Consider the following 2,466-nt stretch of genomic DNA (forward strand, 5'->3'; position numbering starts at 1 on the left):
AGGGCATCCCGTACCTCAAGCTGGAAACCGACTACTCTGCAGGGGACGGCGGCCAGGTGGGAACCCGGTTGGCCGCGTTCATCGAGATGCTGTAGCGACTGCCGCTTGGTGGGCGCGAATGGGGACCCATGGCAATTTTTAGAGCGTATTCCGCTGCGGTTCCTCGCTTGAAACGGAGAAAGGCCAGGTGGCGTTTTCAACGTCGCCCGCAGGGGCATCAGGGCTCCTCGATTTTTGCCAGGGCTGCCGATTTGCGCCCAACGCTTTCGAGATCGGACGAAGGCAGCATGCAGATCGCCCGGCGGCCGCATCGCCCCTTCCGGGGCGATACGGCCCTACTTCATGCTGATCTCGCCCGCCGCGCCGTCGCGAACATGGCCGATCAGCGCGGGCGGGCGACCGGCGGCCGCCTCGAACGCGCGCGCGAACGCGTCGGCCTCGTCGGGCGCCACGGCCACCAGCAGGCCGCCGGACGTCTGCGGGTCGCACAGCACGCCCATGCGGTTCTCGAACTCCTCGTCTTCGAGGCCGCCCTGCCTCACGAAGGCGCGCGCCCAGTCGATAATGCCGAACGTCTTGGCAGGGCGGCAGAAGTCGCAGGAATACCGGTAGACGCCCTTGAACAGCGGCAGGTCGTCCCAGACGAGCTCGGCCGACGCGTCCGAGGCCTCCAGCATCTCGTGGAGGTGGCCGGCCAGCCCGAAGCCCGTCACGTCGGTGGCGGCGTGCGCGTGCACGGCCGCCATCGCCTCGGCGCCCGCACGGTTGAGCTCCATCATGGACTCGATGACGGGGCGCATGCCCTCGTCGTCCTCGAACCCGGCCCGGAACGCCGAGTTCATGATCCCCGAGCCGAGGACCTTCGTGTAGAACAGCGCGTCGCCCGGCTGCGCGCCTCCGTTGCGCACGATGCGGTCAGGGTGCACGGTGCCGAACACCGACAGGCCGTACTTCGGCTCGTCGTCCTCGATGGAGTGGCCGCCCACCACGAACGCGCCCGCCTCGCGCACCTTGTCGGCCCCGCCGCGCAGCACCTCGCCCACCACGTCGGTGCCCAGACTGCACGGGAACGCGAGGATGTTGAGCGCCGTCAGAGGCTTCGCCCCCATGGCGAACACGTCGGACAGCGCGTTCGCCGCGGCGATGGCGCCGAACTCGTAGGGGTCGTCCGCCACCGGCGTGAAGAAGTCGAGCGTCAGCACCGCGGCCGTGTCGTCGTTCAGGCGGTAGACGGCGGCGTCGTCGGACGTGTCGAAGCCCAGCAGCAGATCGGCGTCGGGCGGCGGCGCGATGTCCTTCAGTATCTCTTCGAGGTCTCCCGGACCCCACTTCGCCGCTCAACCGCCCTTCTCGGTGAGGCGGGTGAGCCGTATGCGCTCGGTCTCGCTCATGGGATTCCTTTCGCGTAAGCCGGATCGGTCGTCATCAGCAGTATAGCAGTCCCGTCCGCGTCCTGAGCAACCTGCCGCCTGCGCGTTATCCGCGCCGCTCGTCGATACCGCACCGCCGCCGTAAACGTACCGCCTACCGGAACCGTATCCCCGCCCATCGGCGGAAACAGGCCGTTCGCCCTGCGGCGTTCGGCGCGGAATGACGTTTACCGAATATTCCACGAAGGAATCTTGAGAGTTTGCGCATAAAAACACCCATATCATCAGAAACTAATTACGCCGCGTCGCAAGGCGCTTGCTAAGATCGCGGCGGTCGGGCGGTGGAGGGCTGCCGGCTCGGCCAAGGCATGCGCGTACCGGTACCACGAGCAGGACGACGTCTCCCATGCCCTCGGCGACGTCCCCCGCTGGTTTCGGCGCATGATTCTCAACGGACGAGAAGGAAGGAGAACGAGGACATGAACCTGTCACGCAGGGGCTTCTTCAAAGCCGCCGGCGCAGCGTTCGCCACCACCATGGCGTTCGAGCTGTCCTCACAGTCGGAGGCGCTGGCCGTCGAGCCCGCAGCCGACTGGAAGCTCGTGAACACGGAGGAGTACACGAACATCTGCTGCTACTGCTCCGGCGGTTGCGGCGTGATCTGCTCCACCCGCGAAGGCGAGCTGGTGAACATCGAAGGCGATCCCGACCACCCGGTCAACCAGGGCGGCCTGTGCCCGAAGGGCGCCACGATGTTCCAGCTGCGCAACGTGGTGGATCCCTCCACGCGCGAGGTGATCAAGAACCCGAACCGCAGGACCCGTCCGATGGTTCGACGCCCCGGCGCCTCCGAGTGGGAGGATATCACCTGGGACGACGCCGTCGCCGAGATCGCGCGTTGGGTCAAGGACACGCGCGACGCCACGTTCGAGACGGTGTCCAACGGCATCACGGTCAACCGTTGCCACGGCATCGCCAGCTTGGGCGGCAGCCAGCAGAACTCCGAGGAAGAGTACCTCATCAACAAGATGATGCGGTCGCTAGGGGTGATAGCCATCGACAACCAGGCTCGTGTTTGACACAGCCCCACGGTTGC

The 2,466-nt window shown here is 66.5% G+C and carries 2 protein-coding genes and 1 pseudogene; 2 read left to right on the forward strand and 1 reads right to left on the reverse strand.

All coding sequences use genetic code 11. The features are described 5' to 3' along the window. The first annotated feature begins 5 nt into the window (after nucleotides 1-5). Nucleotides 6-95 carry a 2-hydroxyacyl-CoA dehydratase gene (locus tag ACMO6A_RS14330; RefSeq protein WP_418471462.1) on the forward strand — a complete coding sequence of 30 codons (90 nt, stop codon included), beginning with the start codon at nucleotides 6-8 and terminating at the stop codon, nucleotides 93-95. Between the two features lie 240 nt (nucleotides 96-335). Here the strand turns inward: ACMO6A_RS14330 and selD are convergent, their stop codons facing one another. Beyond that, nucleotides 336-1,391: a selenide, water dikinase SelD gene (gene selD / locus ACMO6A_RS14335; protein ID WP_083803368.1), complete on the reverse strand. Its 1,056-nt coding sequence runs from the start codon at nucleotides 1,389-1,391 to the stop codon at nucleotides 336-338. A 458-nt stretch (nucleotides 1,392-1,849) separates the two neighbouring features. Here selD and ACMO6A_RS14340 point away from each other — a divergent pair. After that, nucleotides 1,850-2,446: pseudogene (locus ACMO6A_RS14340) on the forward strand (formate dehydrogenase-N subunit alpha); the annotation flags it as partial. Nucleotides 2,447-2,466 lie beyond the last annotated feature (20 nt).

It is taken from the genome of Eggerthella sp. (assembly GCF_048329335.1).
Lineage (GTDB): Bacteria > Actinomycetota > Coriobacteriia > Coriobacteriales > Eggerthellaceae > Eggerthella > Eggerthella lenta.